Source organism: Shouchella oshimensis, from assembly GCF_004375095.1.
GTDB lineage: Bacteria > Bacillota > Bacilli > Bacillales > Bacillaceae_D > Shouchella > Shouchella oshimensis.
Window position 1 is genome coordinate 278,900 of sequence record NZ_SNUX01000004.1, and the last position, 19,000, is coordinate 297,899.

Here is a 19,000-nt window from a genome sequence, read left to right on the forward strand (position 1 = left end):
ACCATCTCCTTCCTTTTATTCTACTCACGGTTATGTTATAAGTAAAATAAATATTTTGAACATCAGATATAAGTGAGGTTTATATCATGAAGATGGATCTTTATCATATTTTTTATCTAAGTGCATTGGAACTGAACTTTAGTCGAGCAGCAAAACGATTATTCATTACACAGCCAAGTGTCAGCCAAAGTATTGCTCAGCTTGAAGCACACCTTCAAACTCAACTTTTCCAACGCCTATCAAAAGGCGTCATTCTTACTACAGAAGGAAAGCGACTATTTGAACAAGTTAAGCCTGCATTTGAAACCATCCAATTAGCGGAAAAAACGATGTCAGAACGAGCCACATTAAAACAAGGATCTGTTGCGATTGGTGCCAGTGATTCAGCCTGTAAATACCTTTTACTTCCAAAAGTGCAATCGTTCCAAAAAAAGTACCCAAATGTACACTTAAAGCTTCAAAATGGTTCAACACCAGAACTACTGGCAAAATTACAACAAGGCATGATAGAAATGGCTCTCGTTCATCTTCCAATAGACGACCATCTCTATTCCATTAGAGGAACATACAGCGTTCACAGCGCTTTTGTTGTTGGTGCACGGTACAAGCAGCTAACAGAAAAAGCAAAAACGCTTAGCCAATTAGTCCAATATCCAATTGTTACGTTTTCCCAACAAAGCCAATCACGTATTTACTTAGATGAATTATTCGCCTCGCACCAGTTAACGGTTACACCAGAAGTCGAAGTTAGCGCAATGGATGTTTTGTTAGCATGCACAAAAATTGGCATGGGTATCGCTTTCGTTACAAAAGAATTCGTCCAAGAATCATTAAATCAGCAAGAACTATACGAAATTCCATTAACAACCCACTTAAAACAACGTCACATTGGTATTGTCACAACTAAACATGCGCCATTATCCCATGCAAGCGAATCTTTTCTATCAATGCTCACGGATTCCTTCAACAAACAATAAATGTTTTTGTTTCTTTTGGAGAAACTACTCAAGAACCAAAATGAATTAGAAAAGGAATGAACGAAATCGATCGTTTTTTATATACGTTTGACTCAATCTGAATAGCTTTTTCAAACCGCTCAACTATCGTTTGTCAGTAAACAAAGCGACTACAAACATGCTTAAAAACGAAGCAGTAAAGAGCAGACATTCCTTTCCCTATTCATTAAAAGGTTTACACCTAGTATAAAAAAGGTAAAGAATCAGCACAGGAGGCGATAACAATGGAAACATCACATCAATCAAAAGGATCTGATGGAACTGGCGCACTTGTATTTGGTATTTTATCTTTACTTATCCCATATATTGGCCTGATATTAGGTATTGTAGCTGTCGTAATGGCTTCAGGAGTAAACACCGGAATGGCTACAGGTGGGAAAATAACAGGTATCATTGGCATCGTTTATAATGCACTAATGTTGCTATTATTTGCCACAGGCGTGTTCTTTCTATTTACTTTTTAAAAGCCTCTATACATCAGTAGAAACGCATAACGAACAAGGAGGTACACATCATGATGAGTTTTATATGGAGTTTAATTATCGGTGGTTTAATTGGTTGGGCTGCTGGTGCAATAACCGGAAAAGGCGTTCCCTTTGGTATTATCGGTAATATTATTGCAGGATTTATTGGAGCAAATATTGGTACATGGCTACTAGGAAGCTGGGGACCATCTATTGGCGGATTCGCTATCTTTCCTGCTCTTATCGGAGCGATTATTTTAGTCCTTATTGTTAGTCTTGTCTTACGAGCATTTCGTTCATAATGAAGAGAAAACAGCTATTTCTACTCGGTCCTACTCATGACCTCGATGGAAATAGTTGTTTTTACGTCTTCCAATCCAAACGATCAACGATATTGATAGCGGTATCATTCGTGTATAGGGCATTTTTTTTACTTAAAAGGGTTTTACCGTCATTAAAGAGGGTAATCTACAAAAATACTTCATTTTGTGTGTTGCACTAAATGTTACAACCTACTACGAAAGAAGAGAAGATAGATGGGATTATTATCATTCATTATTTTTACCGTAATCGTTGCGGGTATTTGGCTCTATGCCTACACTCGTAGTCGAAAAGTTAACTTGTCCAGTTCTGAAGGCCTTTTTCTTGGTGGACGAAGCTTAACAGGCATTACGATCGCAGGCTCTATCGTTATGACAAATCTTTCAACAGAACAAATTGTAGGACAAAATGGACAGAGTTATGAAACCGGTATGGAAGTGATGGGTTGGGAAGTAACAGCGGCGGTCGCCATTGTCGCCCTTGCATTAATTTTCTTACCAAAGTATTTGAAGTATGGCGTTGATACCGTTACCGATTTTATTGAAATTCGGTTTGATACAACGACGAAACGCATTGCCTCTTTGCTTTTCATCTTTACATATGTCGTTTCCTTTTTACCTGTGGTTCTATATTCCGGTTCAATCGTCTTTAATCAAATCTTTTCGATCGACGAACTGTTAGGGGTTCATTCACTAGTTGCGATTGCTCTCATATCGGTCATCACTGGCATCATCGGATTGTTGTACTTATTAATAGGTGGGTTACGACTCAGTGCTTTTAGCGACACCGTTTATGGGATTGGCTTATTAATCGCTGGTCTCGCTATTCCATTTTTAGCTTTACTTGCATTGGGAGATGGAGGTATTTTGGCAGGTTTTGAAACGATTCGAGCAAACACACCTGAAAAGTTAAGTTCCTTTGGTGCTGTGAATTCGGAAATGGTACCGTGGCCGACATTATTTTTAGGTTTGTTCTTTAATAACCTATTTTTCTGGTGTACAAATCAAATGATTGTCCAAAAGGCACTTGCTGGTCGAGATTTAAAAGAGGGGCAGAAGGGTGCCTTATACGTAGGGATTTTTAAAATTTTTGGTGCACTGTTCCTTGTCTTCCCAGGAATTATCGCCTATAACATGTTTGGAGATTCTGTTGCGCCTGCCGACAATGCGTATCCAATGCTCGTCACAGCAGTACTTCCTGAATGGGCTTTCGGTATCTTCGCGGCGGTTATCTTCGGTGCGATCCTAAGTTCATTTGTTGGGGCTCTTAACGCAACGACGACTCTTCTCACATTAGACTTTTATAAACCGTTAAAGAAAAATGTGACAGACAAGCAAGTAAGTCGTATGGGGAAAGTATTTACCATCGCAATAGGTCTAACATCTGCACTCATTGCACCACTTATCTCGTTTGCACCTGCTGGATTATTTCACGTAGTTCAGCAATTTAACGGGCTTTATAGTATGCCGCTACTTGCACTCATTCTTCTCGGCTTCTATTCAAAGTATGCAACGCCATTTGCTGCGAAGGTAACATTTATTTTCCATATTTTTGTCTACGGCTCCTCCCAGCTGTTTACAGATATTCATTACTTGTATGTGTTCAGTGTCATCCTATTTGTAGACGTCTTTCTAATCTGGGTCATCAGTCGATTTGGACCCAATGCGACACCATTTGAATTTCCAAAAATCGAAGCAAAAGTCGACCTTACTCCATGGAAACATAGGAAATGGGTGAGTGCTATCATCCTAATACTTGTCGTCGGCATGTACTGGTTCTTCTCACCAATGGGTATAGCAAAATAGACAAACAAAAGACTAGCTCCCTTGGTAGGGGCTAGTCTTTTGACTGTTTCGTTCGTTAAGATGAGGTACGCACTCTTCGTCGATGAAGTACAGAAAAACCAAGTCCACCAGCAGCTATCGTTAATCCACCCATTGCATAAAGCAAATGATGACTCGCTGTATCTGGCAACGCTCCTCCCTCAACAGGTTGTGCATGTTCAATGACTTCATCTGGAACTGTAATCGAATCGACACCATTAAAGTTGCTGACTGTTTGATCTAGTGAGATATGCATGTCCACGCTTTCTTCTCCATCATCAATCACCATGGTCATGTCCATCGTCATTTCTGTCATGTAGTACGTATCTTTTTCAACCAACATCTCGTAGCTTAAATCACTAATTTCAAATGCCTCAAACAATGCTTCCTCCCCTTGCATGTCCTCTTCCATCATGAGTTCACCAAGAAGATCGTCGATCATTTCGTTCAGTTGTTCTCCATTACCAGTGTAAGTGAGTAAATAAGAATCTCCTTCATCCGTTACATCCATATCTTCCCCAAGCATTTCTGCTTGTTCACGGGTTGACGTTGCTTGCAGAAGCGCCATCATTTCGTCGCTACTCATTCCTTCATAAACGTACCAGTCACCATCTGGTCCTTGCTCATACATCCCTTCTTCAGTCCAATAGACGGTCGTTTCGAGATCACCATCAGGTGTATGAATTGTCGACACTTGATGCATGGCAAATGGATCAAGAATAACGTCTTCCATCGTATGAACTGTAATAGTTACTTCTTCACCAGACATTGGATCAGGCATCGTTAATTCCATTGTCGTTTCACTTGAGAAGCTATCAAGCTCAAGCATGGCTTCATTGGACATTTGAATAATGTCAGCCGCACTTTCCTCATTCGCCAAAGCGTTACCAGTAATCGAAAGAACAAAAAAACTAGCTACCGTAATTGATGTCATTTTTTTCATATGTACAACCCCTATACAATTGTTTAGGTAGAGGCTCCTCTATGTTGATCCTATTCTTGATGCTCGTACCATCTCCCTATCTGTTGTCTTGGTTTCCCTAACACACACAAATGAAACCGCTTTTTTGAAAAAAATTCAAAAATCATATAAATTTGGATACCTTTTTCTTACTCTACCCCTAGTAAATTCAGCACTTCTTTAGTCGCTTCGGCTATCAACTGATCGTCCACAGCATCATCTTTCTCGTCTTTATGAGAAAGGATGGCAAGAACAATAGGCGCGGCCTGTTTTATCTCCAGCTTGCCATCCTTTATGCATATCTGCTCGTATCAACATGTCTCCAGTCGTGTTGTGAATTAGCCCATTAGTACACAGAAAAAAAGCTTCTTCAACGTATCTCGTTAGAAGAAGCCTCTTTCATATATGCATTATCTACATGTGTTCATTATAATCATAACAATAGATTAATAGAATCTCTTTACACCAATAAAATGTTGTTGCCAGTAAGAGTTGTTAATATCAGCATAAGAAACGCCTTCGCTTCCGCCACCAGAGTGAATCATTTGGCCATTCCCTACATAAATACCACTGTGAGAAGCACCTTGTGTATTATAGGTTCCTTCATAGAATAGAACATCACCAATTTGTAGGTCACTTAAGCTGACATGAACACCAGTGCTAGCCCACATTCCTGCATGTGTTCGCTCTACTTGAATTCCGTTATTTTGAAACACATAGTTTACAAAGCCACTGCTATCCATACCTGCTGTTGAAGATCCACCCCAAGCATACGGTGTACCTAACACACTTCTTGCAGTATCTGCAATAGACTGACTTAGTCCTGAAGATGTCTCATTACTTGCCGTTGTAACAACTGGCTCACTATTATCGGTACTTACTTCCGTTACTTCAATAGCTGAATCTTGTCTTGAAGTAGAAGCGTCCACATTATCAAGTGCTCCTTGTGTTGCTGGACCAGCTATCCCATCTGCTTGAAGACCTTGGCTTTGTTGGAATGAAGTAACAGCGTTCTCTGTTTCCGTACCAAAAATGCCATCATCTGCAACTGGGTAACCTGCATAAATTAAATCTTGCTGTAAATTCTCAACATCTTGTCCACGATCACCAGCCCGAAGAACGTCTGCTTGAATAGCAGTTTCTGAAGAAGATGGTTGAGGGCTATATTCAGTAGGGTCTGCATATGCGGACGCCTCATTATTCATATCTGTTACAAAAAGAAGACCTACGACAAACGAAGTTGATAAAACAATTTTACTACCTGTTGATTTTAAAGTTTTCATAATGACCTCCCAATTAATAGTCGATCACTACTGTAACATCGGTCTGGAAGAAATTCCATTTCAATCAGATTACAGTCTATTGACATTGTTACAAAATGTTCCCAAAAAATAAGCGATTCGTTCTTGAAACCCTATTAAAAACAAGCTTTCTTTAGCACATAGTTTTTTACATTTTTCTCTATCATTCTAGTAATGGCATACATGTATAACACGTTTTGTTCATAACCTAAAAAACTTCCAATAGCTTCACTTTTACAGTGAAACCATTGGAAGAACCTTACTTTCCATTACTGTCTAGTACCATGACCAATTTCAAGTTCAGCTACATAGCCTTGCATTTTCTTAAGAAGACTGTCACGAATTTCATCGTTTTGAAGGGCGAACTCAATTTGAGTCAAAACAAACCCAAGTTTTTCTCCTACATCGTACCGCTTTCCTTCAAAATCATACGCATAAACACTTTGGAACTCATTAAGCGCTTGAATCGCATCTGTTAACTGGATTTCTCCTCCAGCACCAGTATCTTGCTTCTCAAGGAAATCAAAAATTTCAGGTGTTAAAATATAGCGTCCCATAATCGCTAAGTTAGAAGGTGCTGTGCCTTGTTCCGGCTTTTCTACAAATTGAGATACGCGATAGAGACGATCATGATTAGATTCCGGATCAATGATTCCATAACGATGTGTCTCTTCGGATGGGACCGTTTGAACACCAATAACCGAACGCTCTGTCTCGTCGAACTGATTCATTAATTGTTTTAAACAAGGCGTATCAGCTTGTACAATGTCATCGCCTAAAAGCACTGCGAATGGTTCATTCCCAATAAACTTGCGTGCACAATGGACAGCATGACCAAGTCCTTTAGGTTCTTTTTGACGAATATAGTGAATCTCTACTTTTGCAGAGGCTTGTACTTTTTCAAGCATATCCAGTTTCCCTTTGTTAAATAAGTTCTGTTCTAATTCAAACGAATGATCAAAATGATCTTCTATAGCACGCTTTCCTTTACCTGTAACAATAATAATATCTTCAATACCAGCTTCCACAGCCTCTTCAACAATATATTGAATGGTAGGCTTATCTACAATTGGTAGCATTTCTTTTGGCATTGCTTTCGTAGCTGGTAGAAAACGTGTTCCAAGTCCAGCTGCTGGGATGATCGCTTTTTTTACTTTAGACATGAAAAAACCCCTTATCAAATAGTAAGAATGTAAATAATATCGAATAATGATTCGTATAATACCCTAATAAATTAAAAATAAACCTCAAAGTTGAAGTAAGGATGGTATTAGTATAGCCCATATACTATAAAAATGCACCTCGCTAATTGAAATTATTTCAATTAATGCAAGCACAAAGACCTACAACCATAAAACTGATTAGAATAAAGTTAAATCATGGTTTCACTACTTATGATTATACTTAAGAAAACAGGTTTAAAAATATCTCTCCATAACTTTACACGATATTTGAACTTTTTACAGTGTATTTAAATATCACATTACCTTTTTTCAGTAATATACATTATCCGTATCTTTTATAAAACCTTCGATTGCGTAAGCAATCGAAGGTAGATTATTTATTTTAGTTACTTCTAAAGAAAAACGATCCATTCATATAAATATAGATTTCCGCATTTGCTCCTGTGTTTAAATTTATAATTCCCCCTACTATGGCTAACAACGTATTAGCTGGAATTGTTACATTTAAACCTGTCGAGCTTCCAGTAAGAATGGTTGTATTTGGATTAGACGCACCAGCCGTGTATCCAATAATAGGAATTTGTTGCATTGCAGGGTCTATTGCAAAATTATACGTTCCTTGTGGTGATGTAGCTAATGCAACAAACGGTCTAAAATCAGTACCTGCCGCCGCGGTAAAAGCACTCCAATTATTAAAAGTTGCAGAGATCCCTGTTAATGTAACCTGTTGAGGGAAAGAGAAGAAAAATTGATAATTGTCATTACCAAATGGAATGGGGATACTAGTTCCATCAGGAACCGTTATATCATTGCTTGTTCTCCCAAAAGAAATTAGATTTACTCGACTCGGAGCCCCACTTGCATTTGCTAATGGATGAACGGTTCCCCTACCAGCTCCCCCTGCAGATGAGAAAACCACGGCAAAGTTTGATAACGACGCAGGTCCTGTTAATCCAGTAATTCCCGTTGGACCTTGGATTCCTGTAGGGCCAGTGACTCCTGTTATTCCTTGTAACCCTGTGGTACCTGTGGCTCCGGTTACTCCTTGGATTCCTTGTAACCCTGTAGCACCAGTTACTCCGGTTACTCCTTGGATTCCTTGTAACCCTGTGGTACCTGTGGCTCCGGTTGCCCCTTGGATTCCTTGTAATCCGGTAGCACCAGTTACTCCGGTTATTCCTTGGATTCCTTGTAATCCCGTAGCACCGGTTATTCCTTGGATTCCTTGTAATCCCGTAGCACCAGTTACTCCAGTTAACCCTTGAATTCCTTGAATTCCTGTAGCGCCAGTTACTCCGGTTATTCCTTGGATTCCTTGTAATCCCGTAGCACCAGTTACTCCTGTTGATCCTTGAATTCCTTGTAACCCTGTAGCACCAGTTACTCCTTGGATTCCTTGTAATCCCGTAGCACCAGTTACTCCGGTTACTCCTTGGATTCCTTGTAATCCCGTAGCACCAGTTACTCCGGTTATTCCTTGGATTCCTTGTAATCCCGTAGCTCCAGTTACTCCAGTTACTCCTTGGATTCCTTGTAATCCTGTAGCACCAGTTACTCCGGTTATTCCTTGGATTCCTTGTAATCCTGTAGCTCCAGTTACTCCGGTTACTCCTTGGATTCCTTGTAATCCTGTAGCTCCTGTCGCTCCGGTTGGGCCTGCTGGACCTGGTCCTTCTGGTCCAGTTGGGCCAGTAGCTCCTGTTGGAGGGCCCGGTGGACCTGTCACTCCGGTTATTCCCGTACTTCCAGTCGCCCCTGTTTCTCCTTGAACTCCCTGAATACCGGTGACTCCTGTTTCTCCTCTTTCCCCTTGGATACCGGTCGCTCCTATTTCTCCTTGAACTCCTTGGATACCGGTCGCTCCTGTTTCTCCTTGAACTCCCTGAATACCAGTCGCCCCTGTTTCTCCTGTTTCTCCTTGAACTCCTTGGATACCGGTGACTCCTGTTTCTCCTCTTTCTCCTTGGATACCAGTCGCTCCTGTTTCTCCTTGAACTCCTTGGATACCAGTCGCTCCTGTTTCTCCTTGAACTCCTTGGATACCGGTGGCTCCTGTTTCTCCTTGAACTCCTTGGATACCAGTCGCTCCTGTTTCTCCTCTTTCTCCTTGAATACCAGTCGCCCCTGTTTCTCCTCTTTCTCCTTGGATACCGGTGGCTCCTGTTTCTCCTTGAACTCCTTGGATACCGGTGACTCCTGTTTCTCCTCTTTCTCCTTGAATACCAGTCGCTCCTGTTTCTCCTTGAACTCCCTGAATACCAGTCGCCCCTGTTTCTCCTTGAACTCCCTGAATACCGGTAGCCCCTGTTTCTCCTTGAACTCCTTGGATACCGGTGGCTCCTGTTTCTCCTTGAACTCCTTGGATACCGGTGACTCCTGTTTCTCCTCTTTCTCCTTGGATACCGGTGGCCCCTGTTTCTCCGCTTTCTCCTTGAATACCGGTGGCCCCTGTTTCTCCTTGGGTACCGGTCGCTCCTATTTCTCCTTGAACTCCTCGGGTACCAGTCGCCCCTGTTTCTCCTCTTTCCCCTTGAATACCTGTCGCTCCTGTTTCTCCTTGAACTCCTTGGATACCAGTCGCTCCTGTTTCTCCTTGAACTCCTTGGATACCGGTGACTCCTGTTTCTCCTTGAACTCCCTGAATACCGGTGACTCCTGTTTCTCCTCTTTCCCCTTGGATACCTGTCGCTCCTATTTCTCCTTGAACTCCTTGGATACCGGTGGCCCCTGTTTCTCCTCTTTCTCCTTGGGTACCGGTCGCCCCCTTTTCAGCGAGCAGTGTATAGTCTGGAGAACGACCTGGAACACCTGTTGGAGAATTTGTATTTACTAAATAGGTGTTTCCATCGAGCGTGACAATCTGACCTACCATGTAACCTGGAGTATTATCAGGGTTAAACGCTTCTACTCCTTCAAATCCGACGCCAGTAGAACCAGTGGGTCCAGTAGGGCCTGGCAAACCTGTAGCCCCTGTCCACCCTCCTAATAATTGGTCATAACACCATTTATTTCCCCCGCCATTGGTACAAGTTCGTTTAAAAATTTGCACACCATTCACGAAAATATATTGATCGGACACGCATTATCCCCTCTTATCTATAAAACATAAATAACGAATATATCCACAACTAATGGACTGTTATCATCCTATGATAAAGGAGGCCAATTGCAACAACTTCATCCATTCCATCTTTCAATATAAAATAAAAAAGAACCCCTGTTCATTCTTATTACAGAACAGGGATTCAAACGATTATTAGTATAGGGTTTTTTCTGCTTCTTTTGTATATAAAATGGCGTCTTCTTGTTTTCCGTCTCGAATTTTTTCTGCCCATTCAGGATCCGCTAGTAATGCGCGCCCTACCGCAACAAAATCAAACTCTTTCGCCTGTAATTTTTCATCAACTAGGCGCAGATTTTCATCAATGGAGTGCTCGTCGTTCCCTTTTTTACTTAAAAATGCATAATCCACCCCTAGTGAACCAACAGAGATGACAGGTTTTCCTGTTACCTGCTTCGTCCATGCAGCAAGATTTAATGGTTCGACTCCTTCAAACTCCGCTTCCCAAATTCGGCGAGTTGAGCAATGGAAAATATCAACCCCGGCTTCCGCAAGCGGCATTAACAGCTGTTTTAACTCTTCAGGTGTTCGTGCTAGCTTCGCGTCATAGACACCGCCTTTCCATTGAGAAAAACGAAACACAATAGGAAAATCTCGACTTACCACTTCTCTGCATGCTTTCACAACTTCTACGGCAAATCGAGTTCGTCCTTCGAGATCACCACCATATTCGTCTGTGCGTTGATTGGTTCGTTCCCAAAGAAATTGATCAATTAAATAACCATGTGCGCCATGAAGTTCTATTCCATCAAAACCAATGCGTTCTGCATCAGCAGCCGCTTGAGCAAACGAATGAATGATCGATTTCAGTTCGTCTTTCGTTAATGCTATACCATTTTCACTACCATCAACAGCTAAACCAGATGGGCTTACTGGAGGAGCATCTTCATTTGGTGTATTTCCTTGCTTTCTGGCTGAGCCGATATGCCATAGCTGAGGAATAATTTTCCCACCTACGCTATGTACTTCATCAACCACATGCTTCCATCCAGCTAACGCATTCTCTCCGTAGAAACGAGGTATATCCTTATGCATAACAGCTGCCGGGTGATCAATTGCCGTGCCTTCCGTTACAATTAAACCGACACCATGTTCTGCCCTTCTTTTGTAATAAGCCGCTACTTCTTCCGTCGGTACACCATCAGGAGAAAACACCCTCGTCATCGGTGCCATGACAACTTTGCTCTGAAGTTCTCCTTTACCAAAAGGCGTCTTTTCAAATAATGTTGGTGCAAGTGATTGTGTCATTGATTTCTCTCCTTTAAATAGTTTACATTCATTGTAATTGTTTTGTGTCACGAAATAAAAAGAAAGGTCTTATAAAAAATTGGGAAAATAGCAGAACGAGAATTGCTCTCAGTTCAGATTTAGGAAGGTTAGCTATTTCGTTTGTACTAGCCCCCACCCAATAACAAACCTTTCTCTCCTTTGTGACGAATAAAGTCACCCGTAGTATAATAAGAACAGACACACAATTGAATTACGACGGAGGATGATGCCAATGGCTTCGAAATTTGATGCAGCATTTAATCAAACGTTTAACGAACAAATGGAAAGCATCAACCGATCACTAGAAGAAGATGTGTTGTTCGCCTTAATTGGTGATATTAATACTGGAAAATCAACAACAATTAACGCTCTATTTGGCGCAGACGTTGCGCCAACATCTGGCTTACCAGGGAAAACCGTTGAAATAAAAAAATATGCTTATAAAGAGCATATTCAATTCGTCGATACACCGGGCTTGAACGATGTGGTGCAAACACATTCGCAAGAGACTATTACATTCTATAAGGACGCTGATGTTGTCCTTTTCTTCTTAAATGCAGCGGGTACAGTACTCTCAAAAACAGAAGCTAAAGAACTCGAAAAGCTTGCAACCATTAATAAAGACATTCTAATTGTCCTCAACAAAGTCGACATTGCTGACGATGTGCCTAGCTTACTTCATTATATTCAAGAAAAAACGAGCTATCGCTTTAAAGTCATTCCGCTTTCTTCAAAAACAGGCTTTAATCTTGGCGAGCTAGAAGACCAAATTGGTGATATTCTTCAAAAAAAAAATAAAGAATTGCAGTTCGCCAAAGCGTTAAAAGATAAATCACGCATTGCGAATAAATGGATTAACCGCTCTTCCCTTGCAGCAGCTTCAGCAGGCGCCATTCCAGTACCAGGATCTGATATTGTGCCTATTACAGCTGTACAAGTCGGGTTAATGATTAAGTTAGCAAAGCTTTATGAAAAAACCATTACGAAAGACAGAGCAAAGGAACTTATTGTGACCAACCTTGTTAGCAACATTGGTCGAACAGCCTTTCGTCAGCTTTCAAAGTTCGTTCCTGGCTGGGGCTCAGCGATTAGTGCAGGAGTCGCTGGAACGCTGACGTGGTCACTTGGAAAAGGAATTAAGAAGATTTACGAGCAAGGGTTAGATTTGAACGTGGAAACCCTTGTCCATTATACAAAGAAGTTTAAAGCAGAGCGCGAGAACGCAAAATAACAGCCCCCCTTTAATGGGGAGCTGTTTCTGTTTGTTCTGCTTGAAACGCATCAAGCAATTGGCGAACTTCATCCGTTGATTTTGAATTCATTAATTGATTTCGCAATTCGCTAGCACCGCGAAAATCCCGAACATAGATTTTAAAGAAACGATGAAGCGGCTTAAACGCTCGGGATTCAATTTCGTGATACTTATCATGAAGGTCCAGCTGGAGACGTAAAAGTTCAAGAAGCTCTTCACTCGTATGCTCCCGCGGCTCTTTTTCAAACGCAAAAGGGTTTGTGAAAATGCCGCGGCCAATCATGACTCCATCAACACCATATTTTTCAACAAGCTCTAAGCCAACTTGACGGTTTGGAATATCGCCGTTAATCGTTAACAGGGTATGTGGTGCAATCTCATCACGCAGTTTTTTAATTTCAGGAATGAGCTCCCAATGGGCATCTACTTTACTCATTTCCTTTTTCGTCCGCAAGTGAATGGACAGGTTTGCGATATCTTGTTTTAATACATGCGTCAGCCATTCAAACCACTCTTCCACGTACGTATAGCCTAAGCGCGTTTTCACACTTACAGGTAAACCGCCAGCCTTTGCCGCTTGAATCAGCTCTGCTGCAATCTCTGGACGACGGATCAAGCCACTACCTTTTCCGTTTCCAGCAACATTCTGCACCGGGCATCCCATATTTAAATCAATTCCCTTAAAGCCCTCTTCTGCCATGCCGATACTCATTTTCCGAAACAATTCTGGCTTGTCTCCCCATATATGGGCAACCATCGGCTGTTCATCTTCAGTAAACGTTAAGCGACCGCGTACACTCTGCTTACCATCCGGATGACAATAGCTTTCAGAATTCGTAAACTCTGTAAAAAACACATCAGGACGCGCCGCATGGCTCACCACATGACGAAACACGACATCCGTCACATCTTCCATCGGTGCAAGTATAAAAAATGGCCGTGGCAATTCACGCCAAAAATTTGCTGTCATAGTGATGTTTCGTTCCTTTCTTCTGTTACTTTCTCTATTTATGCTTGCATTACTCGTTTTTAAGTGGTTCCTAAAACAAAAAGGCCCTGCATTCGATTTTACCGAAACTTGAGCCATAGTAGCAAGTATATTTTCATTGGAAATGCTATTCTACATCTGTAAACCGCTTTCAACATAAAGGTAACTGGTTGTTATGAATCGTGTCACCATAGAAGGCAAAGGTAAAGAGGCTGGGACATAACGAAAAGTAGTATTTGAAAAGACGAATAGTCTAAACTATGCTGAGTAGCACCGCTACAGGAGAATCCTTCGCTTTCCCGGGACACGGCCTCAGCCTCCTCCGTGGAAAACCGCCACTCCAGAGTCTTCAGACACGTGCTGATCCCCCAGGAATCTTCGGGTTCTCCTTCCGTTATTTTCATATAAAACAAACGACGAACGTTCCTATTTTCAGGAATGTTCGTCATTTTGGTCTGTCTATCTACTTTTGTCCCAACCTCTATCATTCGCTTATTTATTGTTTTTTTCTTCGCTAGAAATAATCCCTTGTTCTTTAGCCAGAAGGAGTGCTATTTTTGGCGCCCCCCACAAGAGTGGTAATAAAATAAGTGATACAGGCACTGCTGCTATTACGACAAATGATTGAAGCGCATTGACTCCACCATTTCCTACATTAATTAAAATCATGGCTATAATAGACATAATGGAAGCCCAGAAAAATCGAATGCTTTTTGCTGGATTCCCTTTACCTGTGACACTCATGGCAAGTGAATACGACATTGTATCCACTGTTGTTACAACGAACAAGATCGTTAGTAAAAGGAACAGGAACGGCATCATACTTCCGAGAGGCATTTGGCTCGCAATTGCTATAATGGCAGCCGGTAATCCATTTTCTTCTAGTGGTGTTGCAATCGAACCAGGTTTCTGAATCTCATAGAAAATACCTGAGCCACCTAATATCGTAAACCAAATATTCGTTAGGATTGGCGTAATAATTGCCACAACGAGAAATAATTCTCGAATCGTTCTTCCACGGGAAATTCGAGCAACCATGAGTGCTACAATTGGACCAAAACCAATAAACCAGCCAAAAAAGAAGAGCATCCATGCGCCAGACCATTCATTATCGCCTCTAAACGTGCTCATTTCTATAAAATGAGACAGGTAGGTGCCTGTTGCTGAAAGATAAGAATCAATTAAAAAAATTCCAGGACCGAACAAAACTAAAAAGACACCAATAAACAAAGCCGTATTCACATTTACTTTACTTAGCCATTGAATTCCTTTTTCAATTCCTGTCAATGTTGAAAGTAACACTATGCTCGTAAGGATTAAAATAATGGTGACTTGGGTTACATACGTATCTGGCCAACCAAATAATGCATTCACCCCATAGCTCACTTGCAGCCCTAAGAAACCAATTGGACCAATTGTACCAGCAGCGGCTCCAATAATACAGAACACGTCAACTGCTGTTCCCCACTTACTGTCTTGTATGCGATCCCCTAAAATAGGATAAAGAATTGTACGTGGTTTCAACGGCATACCTTTATGGTTATGCGCGTATACCATTACAATGGAACAAATCGCACCATACACTGCCCAAGCAGAAAACCCCCAAGAAATAAAGCTTTGTGCAAGTGCCACTTGAATGGCATCGTTCGTCGTTTCGATTACGCCACTATACGTAGGTGGTGCTTCCAGAAAATAATACAACGGTTCTGCCGCAGCCCAGAAGACCCCTCCAGCTCCAAGCCCTGTTGTGACAACGATAGCCAGGTATTTAAAAAAGCCCATTTCCGGTTTATCTAATTTTCCAATGCGAACGGACCCAAGCTTTGAAAACGCAAGAACCGCTCCAACTAAAAACGTCGCTAGTAATAATACTTGCCAATACCCACCAAAATACGTTATGGCGAGTTGAAATCCTTTATCGACTATAAAGGATGTTAATTCCATATTTGTAAAAGCCATCACGACAAAGAGAAGTAAGAATCCTCCACTCATGATAAAAACTGGCCAATTTACGGTCTGTAACACTTTCTGTTGACCTTTTGCCATCTTTTTCCCCTTTCACTGCTCAAAACCACAAGTCTATACTTTAGCAAAAAAGAAAGCACATATGTGATAAATCGATCCATACTTTTATGAATCAACGCGTAAAATGCTTAGTCTTATGCTAAAAGAGTTCTTTTATTACATTTTGATTACATTTAAGAAAGCGAAGCAAAAATGCGGGATATTAACGAAAAAGAGGCTGGGACATAACGAAAAGTAGTATTTGAAAAGACGAATAGTCTAAAATATGCTGAGTAGCACCACTACAGGAGAATCCTTCGCTTTCCGGGGACACGGCCTCAGCCTCCTCCTTGGAAAACCGCCACTCCAGAGTCTTCAGACACGTGCTGATGCCCCAGGAGTCTTCAGATTCTCCTTCCGCTCATTTTCATATAAAACAAACGACGAACGTTCCTATTTTCAGGAATGTTCGTCATTTTGGTCTGTCTATCTACTTTTGTCCCAGCCTCCGTCTTATTCATACGTTCTTCTTTTAACTAAATCCCTTCATTCTTCCGCTGACTTATCAATCATGACATTCCCTTGTTCATCTTTTATATGTACAAATGAAAAAAAGAGACCTTCCCATCACAACTTGTAGAAGGTCCACCATCATTGTTAATTAAGATTCTTTTCATAAGAGATAAGTTCATGTTCTGTATGAAATCCAAGCTTTTGATAAATATGAATCGCTTTTTCATTAGCTGAATTGACACATAATGTAATTTCATCGATCGTTTCAAAAGAAAACAACCATTCTAACCCTTTTGAGAGAAGAGCTGTCCCAATTCCTTTTTCACGTGAATGGGCGTCTACACCTAAGAATTCAATACTACCTTCTCCAAAATCTGGGCTGGCTTCAACATACACATAGCCTATGACTCGTCCTTCCTCATCGTTAGCAATAAAAACCTGGGACGCTTCTCCAAGTTGATCGATCATTTCTTTTCCAGACAAATAGGTTTTAGGAAATAAACGATCATGGAGGTGTATAAATGGGTTGTACTCGTTAGACTGGATGCTGGTGATCGTTTCGGTTTCTACTTTTTTGTCTTTAAACGTATGTTTTAAACAGGTCAGAATTGTTTGATCGCTTCCATGTGAAAAGTCGAATTCTTTAGCAAAAGTAAGAACGTCTGTATTCTTTTTTTCAGGAAATAATTCTACCGTTTTTATGGACTGTGGCAATTCCGAGAGCAGGGAAGTCCACAGTAACGCTGTAACCTTAGCTCCTTGTTTACTTTTTACAAATGGACCCCATACTTCTGCACTTCCTCCTTCCATATCCGCATCAAAACCACACACACCAACCGTTTTTTCGTCCTCTATTGCTAAGACAAAGGCATCCATTGCCGGTACATCTCCAAAATCTTCTTTTAATGTATGTAAAATTTCTTCCTCTTTCTTTCCACAAAACCCCACATGATGCTCTGGTAACGAGTTTAAGTCAGAAATGAAAGCCGCTACTTCCGTTAACTGTGGCTTTTTTAAAATATGGATCATGTAAAGCCCTCCTATTCTATTTACTATAAAAATTCTTATTGTAATACCTGAAAATCAACATAGCTTCGATACTTTTGGTGTGTATTGTAAAGGGTGTGATGGGTGCCTTCACCTGTCACCTGTCCATTGTCTAAAAAGATAATTCGATCGGCGTTAATAATTGTTGATAACCTATGAGCAATAATGACGACTATTTTGTTCTCCACATTACGGTGCAAATACTTTTGAAGAATGGCTTCGCTTTCACTATCTAAGTTTGAAGTAGGCTCATCTAAATAAATGATCTCTCTTTCTTTAGAAAGGGCTCTTAAAATATTGACTCGCTGTTTTTGTCCCCCTGATAAATTAGGAGCAAACTCATCTTTCAATGACTCATAGTCAAAATTCATAAAGTTTTGATGAAGTAACGTTAGAAACGCATCGCTTGACTTCGTTTCATTACCATAAAACACATTTGTTTCAACACTTGCATCAAACAATAAGCTATCTTGAGGAATATAGCCAATCTTACTTTTATAGAATGCAGAGTGAGAAACACGTTCGCCATTGTACAGAATAGATCCACTATCTGGCGAATAGAGACCTAAAAGAAGCTTCAATAATGTACTTTTCCCGCTGCCAGAAGGACCAACAACTGCCACTACTTCTCCATGCTTCAATTCTATATTCACCTTTTTTAAAACAGGAGTTTCTTTATAGGAGAACGTAAGATTTCTTATCTCAACAGCATCTTGTTTAGGACCTTGGGCTAATTCTTCTGTTACTTCCGATTTGAACGAAAAAATAGAATGGATAAAAACAGAGGCACCTGCGGCTGTCCTGTACGATACCCATATACTTGAAAAAGCTCTTAATGGACTAAATAATTGGAACAAAATTAAAAATGCTGCTAAAAATCCTCCGAACGTTAAGGTTCCTTGAGAAATTAAATAGCTCCCATATCCCATTACTGCTGTTAGCAGGATGATGGAAAGAATCATCACAAGAGGTTCTAAAAACGCATAGACCTTTGCTTCTTTCATGCCCAAGTTAAAAATAGAGTGTAAGGTTTTTTTCCCATTGTCTACTTCTTTTTCTTCGGTTTTGTATACTTTTACCACTTCAATGTTTTCAATAATTCTTAAAAAATAAGCAGACAATCTGGCAACGTTTAATCGAAAATCATAAGAAATGGTTTGCATCTTCTTGCTAAACGGAACAATAACGCACAAGAATAGCGCTAACGCAATAACGATGAAGAGTACCATATGAAAGGAAATGAGCGAAAGAGCAATTAATGAACCGATAATTAACACAACATTCGTCAATAATTTCGGAACTTGTTCAGTTAGGAACATATTAATTTCCTCTATATCACCTATTAATCTACTTACTAGTTCACCGGGCCGATTATCGTTAAAAAACCGAAGTGGTAACGTTAAAATCTTACTCCATAACTGCAGTCTCAGTCGATAAATCATGGTTTCACAAAGCAAACTTAAGATATACGTGGATAGCCCATTTAGTAAACCTTGAATTAAAAAGAGCCCAATCAGCGCATAAAGCAGTTGACTATTCACCTCATTGTTATAGGTAACATCATCAATGAAGTTTTTAATAATTAACGGTGTAATGACTGCTGATACAGCAAATGCGATGGATAACATTAACCCCACAGTAAGAATGCGTTTAGGGATTTTGATCTTTCTAACAATTTGCAACAAATCGTTATTCATTTTCATTCACAATCGTTCTTATATAGACATTCATCTCCA

The 19,000-nt window shown here is 40.5% G+C and carries 14 protein-coding genes; 5 read left to right on the forward strand and 9 right to left on the reverse strand.

Annotated features, from left to right (window positions below; all coding sequences use genetic code 11):
• Nucleotides 1-86: 86 nt before the first annotated feature.
• From E2L03_RS16990 to E2L03_RS17005, 4 genes are all read left to right on the forward strand, one after another.
• Entirely contained in the window at nt 87-977 is an 891-nt protein-coding gene (locus E2L03_RS16990; protein WP_134259778.1) for a LysR family transcriptional regulator, read from the forward strand.
• A 263-nt stretch (nt 978-1,240) separates the two neighbouring features.
• A complete protein-coding gene (locus E2L03_RS16995; protein ID WP_038483614.1) occupies nt 1,241-1,480 on the forward strand; it encodes a hypothetical protein in 240 nt (79 codons plus the stop codon).
• A gap of 53 nt (nt 1,481-1,533) precedes the next feature.
• Nucleotides 1,534-1,782, forward strand: coding sequence for a GlsB/YeaQ/YmgE family stress response membrane protein (locus E2L03_RS17000; protein ID WP_038486198.1), 249 nt, complete (start codon nt 1,534-1,536; stop codon nt 1,780-1,782).
• Between the two features lie 234 nt (nt 1,783-2,016).
• Entirely contained in the window at nt 2,017-3,606 is a 1,590-nt protein-coding gene (locus E2L03_RS17005; RefSeq protein WP_134259780.1) for a solute:sodium symporter family transporter, read from the forward strand.
• Nucleotides 3,607-3,661: 55 nt separating this feature from the next.
• Here the strand turns inward: E2L03_RS17005 and E2L03_RS17010 are convergent, their stop codons facing one another.
• The 5 genes from E2L03_RS17010 to E2L03_RS17030 form a co-directional block, all read right to left on the reverse strand.
• Nucleotides 3,662-4,567 carry a DUF6612 family protein gene (locus E2L03_RS17010; RefSeq protein ID WP_038483618.1) on the reverse strand — a complete coding sequence of 302 codons (906 nt, stop codon included), beginning with the start codon at nt 4,565-4,567 and terminating at the stop codon, nt 3,662-3,664.
• Between the two features lie 464 nt (nt 4,568-5,031).
• Entirely contained in the window at nt 5,032-5,868 is an 837-nt protein-coding gene (locus E2L03_RS17015; protein WP_134259782.1) for a C40 family peptidase, read from the reverse strand.
• 287 nt (nt 5,869-6,155) lie between these two features.
• Nucleotides 6,156-7,049 carry a UTP--glucose-1-phosphate uridylyltransferase GalU gene (gene galU / locus E2L03_RS17020; protein ID WP_134259784.1) on the reverse strand — a complete coding sequence of 298 codons (894 nt, stop codon included), beginning with the start codon at nt 7,047-7,049 and terminating at the stop codon, nt 6,156-6,158.
• Between the two features lie 403 nt (nt 7,050-7,452).
• Nucleotides 7,453-10,149, reverse strand: a complete 2,697-nt coding sequence (locus E2L03_RS20880; protein WP_134259786.1) for a collagen-like domain-containing protein — start codon at nt 10,147-10,149, stop codon at nt 7,453-7,455.
• A 177-nt stretch (nt 10,150-10,326) separates the two neighbouring features.
• The gene (locus tag E2L03_RS17030) at nt 10,327-11,439 is read right to left on the reverse strand and encodes an NADH:flavin oxidoreductase (protein WP_038483626.1); all 1,113 of its coding nucleotides are present in this window, start codon (nt 11,437-11,439) and stop codon (nt 10,327-10,329) included.
• A 253-nt stretch (nt 11,440-11,692) separates the two neighbouring features.
• Between E2L03_RS17030 and E2L03_RS17035 the strand changes: the two genes are divergently transcribed.
• Nucleotides 11,693-12,691, forward strand: a complete 999-nt coding sequence (locus E2L03_RS17035; RefSeq protein ID WP_134259788.1) for a YcjF family protein — start codon at nt 11,693-11,695, stop codon at nt 12,689-12,691.
• 10 nt (nt 12,692-12,701) lie between these two features.
• Here the strand turns inward: E2L03_RS17035 and E2L03_RS17040 are convergent, their stop codons facing one another.
• From E2L03_RS17040 to E2L03_RS17055, 4 genes are all read right to left on the reverse strand, one after another.
• Nucleotides 12,702-13,682, reverse strand: a complete 981-nt coding sequence (locus tag E2L03_RS17040) for a tRNA dihydrouridine synthase (protein ID WP_038483630.1) — start codon at nt 13,680-13,682, stop codon at nt 12,702-12,704.
• A 510-nt stretch (nt 13,683-14,192) separates the two neighbouring features.
• Nucleotides 14,193-15,746, reverse strand: coding sequence for a BCCT family transporter (locus E2L03_RS17045; RefSeq protein WP_038483632.1), 1,554 nt, complete (start codon nt 15,744-15,746; stop codon nt 14,193-14,195).
• Nucleotides 15,747-16,361: 615 nt separating this feature from the next.
• A complete protein-coding gene (locus E2L03_RS17050; RefSeq protein WP_134259790.1) occupies nt 16,362-17,246 on the reverse strand; it encodes a GNAT family N-acetyltransferase in 885 nt (294 codons plus the stop codon).
• Between the two features lie 35 nt (nt 17,247-17,281).
• A complete protein-coding gene (locus E2L03_RS17055) occupies nt 17,282-18,967 on the reverse strand; it encodes an ABC transporter ATP-binding protein (protein ID WP_134259792.1) in 1,686 nt (561 codons plus the stop codon).
• Nucleotides 18,968-19,000: the final 33 nt, after the last annotated feature.

Excerpts from the sequence above, each read along its gene's own strand:
- E2L03_RS17035 (WP_134259788.1), top strand. The coding sequence starts at position 11,693 with ATGGCTTCGAAATTTGATGCAGCATTTAATCAAACGTTTAACGAACAA.
- E2L03_RS17015 (WP_134259782.1), bottom strand. The coding sequence starts at position 5,868 with ATGAAAACTTTAAAATCAACAGGTAGTAAAATTGTTTTATCAACTTCG.
- E2L03_RS17040 (WP_038483630.1), bottom strand. The coding sequence starts at position 13,682 with ATGACAGCAAATTTTTGGCGTGAATTGCCACGGCCATTTTTTATACTT.
- E2L03_RS17000 (WP_038486198.1), top strand. The coding sequence starts at position 1,534 with ATGAGTTTTATATGGAGTTTAATTATCGGTGGTTTAATTGGTTGGGCT.
- galU (WP_134259784.1), bottom strand. The coding sequence starts at position 7,049 with ATGTCTAAAGTAAAAAAAGCGATCATCCCAGCAGCTGGACTTGGAACA.
- E2L03_RS17030 (WP_038483626.1), bottom strand. The coding sequence starts at position 11,439 with ATGACACAATCACTTGCACCAACATTATTTGAAAAGACGCCTTTTGGT.
- E2L03_RS16995 (WP_038483614.1), top strand. The coding sequence starts at position 1,241 with ATGGAAACATCACATCAATCAAAAGGATCTGATGGAACTGGCGCACTT.
- E2L03_RS17005 (WP_134259780.1), top strand. The coding sequence starts at position 2,017 with ATGGGATTATTATCATTCATTATTTTTACCGTAATCGTTGCGGGTATT.
- E2L03_RS17045 (WP_038483632.1), bottom strand. The coding sequence starts at position 15,746 with ATGGCAAAAGGTCAACAGAAAGTGTTACAGACCGTAAATTGGCCAGTT.
- E2L03_RS17010 (WP_038483618.1), bottom strand. The coding sequence starts at position 4,567 with ATGAAAAAAATGACATCAATTACGGTAGCTAGTTTTTTTGTTCTTTCG.
- E2L03_RS16990 (WP_134259778.1), top strand. The coding sequence starts at position 87 with ATGAAGATGGATCTTTATCATATTTTTTATCTAAGTGCATTGGAACTG.
- E2L03_RS17050 (WP_134259790.1), bottom strand. The coding sequence starts at position 17,246 with ATGATCCATATTTTAAAAAAGCCACAGTTAACGGAAGTAGCGGCTTTC.
- E2L03_RS17055 (WP_134259792.1), bottom strand. The coding sequence starts at position 18,967 with ATGAAAATGAATAACGATTTGTTGCAAATTGTTAGAAAGATCAAAATC.